The organism is Immundisolibacter sp. (genome assembly GCF_028696615.1).
In the GTDB taxonomy this organism is placed as follows: domain Bacteria; phylum Pseudomonadota; class Gammaproteobacteria; order Immundisolibacterales; family Immundisolibacteraceae; genus Immundisolibacter.
On sequence record NZ_JAQVGQ010000214.1, the window covers coordinates 1 to 4335 of the forward strand.

4 protein-coding genes and 2 pseudogenes are annotated in these 4335 nt (G+C 65.4%); 2 read left to right on the forward strand and 4 right to left on the reverse strand.

Annotation, left to right across the window (positions count from 1 at the left end):
• The 4 genes and pseudogenes from PHC73_RS11830 to PHC73_RS11845 all read right to left on the reverse strand — a co-directional run.
• Positions 1-1268, reverse strand: a pseudogene (locus PHC73_RS11830) (indolepyruvate ferredoxin oxidoreductase); the annotation flags it as partial.
• Between the two features lie 28 nt (positions 1269-1296).
• A complete protein-coding gene (locus PHC73_RS11835) occupies positions 1297-1746 on the reverse strand; it encodes a MaoC/PaaZ C-terminal domain-containing protein (protein ID WP_300128435.1) in 450 nt (149 codons plus the stop codon).
• Positions 1747-1753: 7 nt separating this feature from the next.
• Positions 1754-2533, reverse strand: coding sequence for an enoyl-CoA hydratase-related protein (locus PHC73_RS11840; RefSeq protein ID WP_300128438.1), 780 nt, complete (start codon positions 2531-2533; stop codon positions 1754-1756).
• A gap of 27 nt (positions 2534-2560) precedes the next feature.
• The gene (locus PHC73_RS11845; RefSeq protein WP_300128441.1) at positions 2561-3454 is read right to left on the reverse strand and encodes an enoyl-CoA hydratase-related protein; all 894 of its coding nucleotides are present in this window, start codon (positions 3452-3454) and stop codon (positions 2561-2563) included.
• 93 nt (positions 3455-3547) lie between these two features.
• Between PHC73_RS11845 and PHC73_RS11850 the strand changes: the two genes are divergently transcribed.
• Both PHC73_RS11850 and PHC73_RS11855 read left to right on the forward strand, forming a co-directional pair.
• On the forward strand, positions 3548-3958 hold the full coding sequence (locus PHC73_RS11850) for a helix-turn-helix domain-containing protein (RefSeq protein WP_300128443.1): 411 nt from the start codon (positions 3548-3550) through the stop codon (positions 3956-3958).
• Positions 3959-4053: 95 nt separating this feature from the next.
• A pseudogene (locus PHC73_RS11855) lies at positions 4054-4170 on the forward strand (AAA family ATPase); the annotation flags it as partial.
• Positions 4171-4335: the final 165 nt, after the last annotated feature.

A 4335-nucleotide genomic window follows, 5' to 3' on the forward strand; every position in this document is an offset into this window, starting at 1 on the left:
AACACCGGCCGCTCAGGGCAGCCGGTGCAAAACGTCGGCGGCCGCGGCGTGACGGGCTTCGGAAACAGTGAGGCGGCGAGCTTTTGGCGATCCATGAAGCCCTGCGCCTTGGCGCGAATGGCGTCGGCCCGCTCGGGCAGCAGGCGCGTCAGGAATTCCGACAGCGCCGGCAACACGCGCCCGGGCACCAGCTCGCCCACGCCCGGAATCAGATCATGGCCGTGGAAGGGCGTCGCGATGCCGCGCTGGTGCAGCATGGCGCGGATCTGTTGTTCCATCAGGTCCGGCTGGCCTTCCTCGACCAGCAGCACCTCGCGCTTGCCATGGATGAAGTCGACGATCTGCTCGTCGCACAGCGGATAGACCACGTTCAGCTGCAGCACGCCGATGGCGGGATCGGTCACGCCGTCCTCGTCGGCCAGCCCCAGGTTGGCCAGGATGCGCATCACGGTGTTGAACACCGTGCCGTGGGTGATGATGCCGATCGGCGCGTCGGCTGGGCCGAACAGCTCGTTCAGGCCGTGCTCCAGGACGTACTGGCGCGCCTTGGGCAGACGATCGCGGTAGCGCTCGAGCTCCTGGCGTTGGGTGTTCGGTGGCAGCGGGTAGCGCGCCGGGTCCTTGATGCCTTCCTTGAGTTTGTGGATGACGTTGTACTGGCCGATGCGGTTGTCGCCAACGGTGACCTGCGCGTTGGCATGCGACAGCTGTGGGCGCAGCAGCAGCGCCACCACGCAGGCGGAGGCCTCGGACAGCTCGAAGCTCTCGCGTGTCAGGCGCAGCAACAGTTGCTGATCCGCGCGCGGGTCCACCACCAGAATGCCGGACTTCATCGCCCACGGCAGCGTGCGCTGGGCCACGGTGGTGCTTGAGACGCCATAGTCTTCGCCGACCACCAGCACGCAGCCGCCGAGCGGGCCGATCTGCGAGACGTGGTCGATCACGTCGGTGGCGACACCATTGCCGAGCACCTTCCAGGTCACGGCGCCGCGCACGGGCGCGAACACCGACGCCGTGCACATGGCACCGGCCGCCATCTCATTGGCCGACGACTCCACGTACACGCCGTATTTCTTGAGCACCGGCTCGTAGGCGTCGGCGGCGGCATCGATCAGGTTGGCCGTGGGAGCACCCGGATAGCCACCAAAGTAGCTGATGCCCGCCTCGAGCAGGCCTTTCAAGACCACCAGCGCGCCGTCGCCGTACAGCGTTTGCCCAGCGCCGTGCTCGAGCTGGGCGATGTCGGAGTTGGTAAAGGCGTGACTCATGGGCGTGTCTGCGATGGGAGGAGGAAGCTCAATCCGGACGCCGGCGCAGCATGCGCGTGGCCTGGTATTCCAGCACGGCTTGCCCGGACTGGTTGCGCACGAGGTTACGGGTGGTTACCACACCGCGGTCCGGCTTGGAGGTTTCGCGCCGCTCGGCCACAGTGACGGTGACATCGATGGTATCGCCCAGATACACCGGCGCCTGCATTTTCATTTCTGCACCCAGAAAAGCGATGGCGGCCGTGTGCAAATGGCCGGTCTGGATCACCAACCCTTCGGCGTAGCTGAACACCAGCGCGCCGGGCGCGATGCGGCGGCCAAACGGTGTGTCGTTGGCGATGTATTCGGCGTCCATGAACAGCGCCTCGTTCATCCCGACCAGCGTCACGAAACTCAGGATGTCGAACTCGGTCACGGTGCGCCGACCGGTCTTGAGCATCCAGTCCGCATCGTAGTCTTCCCACCATTGAATGGCCATCGGCAACTCAGCGGCCGATGAAGCGCGGCGCGCGCTTTTCGAGGAAGGCCTGTACGCCCTCGGCGTGGTCGTGCGAGGCGTGCATCAGCCCCTGTCCGGCCGATTCGAGATCCATGAAGGCGTCGAACGGCATGCGCACGGCGTCCCGCAGCGCATGTTTGGCAAACGCCATGGCCAGCGTCGCGCCCTCGGCCAGCGCGGCCACGAGACCGTTCACGGCGTCCTCGAAACCCGCCGTCGGCACCACTTCGGTGTAGAGGCCAAGGTCGAGCGCCTGGGCGGCGGTGAGCGTGCGCGCACGCAGCACGATGTCCTTGGCGCGCATGAGGCCAACATGCTGCGCCAATAGCCACATGACGCCGGCGTCGGGAATGGCACCGATCTTGCCAAAGGCCGTTACAAAGCTCGCCTCTTCGGTGGCGATGACGAAATCGGCCGCCAGCGCCATCGCCAAACCCGCTCCGGCCACCGGCCCTTGCAGCGCGCACACCAGGGGTTTGTCGAGCGTGATCAGCGCCCGCGACAGCGGCCGGATCCGCAGCGCAATCAGGTTGCGGATGGCCACCGGGTGCGTGTCCGTGAACAGATCACGCAGGTCACCGCCGGCGCAGAACACCGGCCCCGCGCCACGCAATACCACTACCCGAATCGCCGGGTCGAGGTTCACCTGCTCCAGCGCCTGTCGCAGCTCCTCGATCATGCGCCCGTTCATGGCATTGCGAACCAGCGGGCGGTTCAGGGTGATCGTGGCGACGGCGCCGTCGACGGCGAAGATGATCGTTTCCATGGTGTACTCGGGCGGGCAGGGCAGGGGTTATTGGAATTTCGGCTTTTCCTTGGCGAAAAACGCACGCAGCGCCTCGCGGTGGTCGGCGCTGGCGAAGGTCAGCCCCTCCATGGCAAGTGACGCAGTCAGCACCTGTTCGATCACCTGACCCACAAACAGATTCACCGAGCGCTTGGTGAGTTGGATGGCGAGCTGCGGCCCGGCGGCCAGCTTGCGCGCAAAGGCATAGGCCCGCTCCTGTAGCTCCGCCGCCGGCACCGCGTGGTTGACCAGGCCGATGCGCGCAGCCTCGGCGCCGGACATGGCATCACCGGTCATCAGGAACTCCTTGGCGCGATTCGGGCCGATCAGCAGCGGCCAGATGATGGCGCCGCCATCGCCGGCCACCACGCCGATAGACACGTGCGGGTCGGCAATCTTGGCCGCTTCGTCCATGAAACTCACGTCGGCAAACAAGCCAACAGTCGCGCCCAGCCCCATGGCGTGACCGTTGATCATCGACACGATAGGTTGCGGCAGATCGGCCATGGTCTTGACGATGTCGAGACCCTCTTTGAGCACTACGGCGTAGCGTTCGCCCTTGCCCTCGATGCCCTCGATCCACTTGAGGTCACCACCGGCACAAAATGCCTTGCCCTCCGGATCGCCGGTCAACACCACCACGCGCGTGGCGGTGTCCTGGGCCACTTGGGTGAAGACCCGTGCCAGCTCGGCATGCATCGCCGCATCCACTGCGTTGCGGGCGGTGGGATTCGACATCTGGATGGTGAGCACTGCGCCGTCTCGGCTGAACTTGAGCCGTGAATATCCTTCGTACATGGTTTCTCCTGCCACTGAACGCCGCCGCCGACTAAGCAAGCGGCCGTAATTTTGCTCAAGGATAACGCCTAACCACGCCACCTGCCCGGCCAGTGGCCTCACGACGGCCGCCAGTGCCGGTTCATGTTGGAAAATTTTACATAATATACATTATGCGCACTTGAGGCCGCCGATCCGGCCCCGCATCCGCGCCCGGTGCGCTGGTGGCTGGATCGCCTGGAGCGCTGGCAGGCGCACGAGCCGGACTTCATGACACTGCGCCAGGTCGCCGGCATCACGCGCAAGGAAGTCGCCGCGCTGTGCGGCGTGAAGGAAGCCACCGTGCGCCAGTGGGAAGCTGCCGAGAAGTCACCGCCGCGCGCGATCGTGCTGCTGCTGCACCTGTCCGGCGGACAGCTCGGCGTGCTCGATCCGGCCTGGAAGGACTGGCACCTGCGCGCCGGGCAACTGTGGGCACCGCACCTGCTCGGGCGCGGGTTCACGCCCGAGCACCTGAAGGTCTACGAGTACGCGTTCAAGGAGCGCGACCAGCTGCGGCGTGACCTCGACCGGCTGACCGCGCAGCGGCCGGACGAGGCGCCGGAAAATCAAAAGTCTCACCCGTGAGACTTCGGCTGGTGTCACTACACCGGCCGACCCGTCAGGCACCCAGCTCCAATCTCTCAAGAGTTGAAGCCTCCGCCGAACCCAGGGCGCTTCAGTTCTTCAACGTGGTGCTCAAGCGCTACGAGCGCGGCAGCATGTTGATCGCGAGCAACCTGCGGCCAAGGCAATGGACAGGAGCGTGCGCCGACGATCAGACGCTGACCGCCACGATCGAACCTCTGCCACGCCGCTATAGTGGATGTACCGCACACAACAAAAAACCCCCGCGGGCGACCCGGCGGGGGTTTTTTTTGGAAGAAGCCTGGCGGTGACCTACTTTCACATGGGCGAACCCACACTATCATCGGCGCACAGCGGTTTCACTTCCGAGTTCGGAA

Coding starts and splice junctions, on each gene's coding strand:
- PHC73_RS11840 (WP_300128438.1), bottom strand. CDS start 2,533: ATGGAAACGATCATCTTCGCCGTCGACGGCGCCGTCGCCACGATCACC.
- PHC73_RS11835 (WP_300128435.1), bottom strand. CDS start 1,746: ATGGCCATTCAATGGTGGGAAGACTACGATGCGGACTGGATGCTCAAG.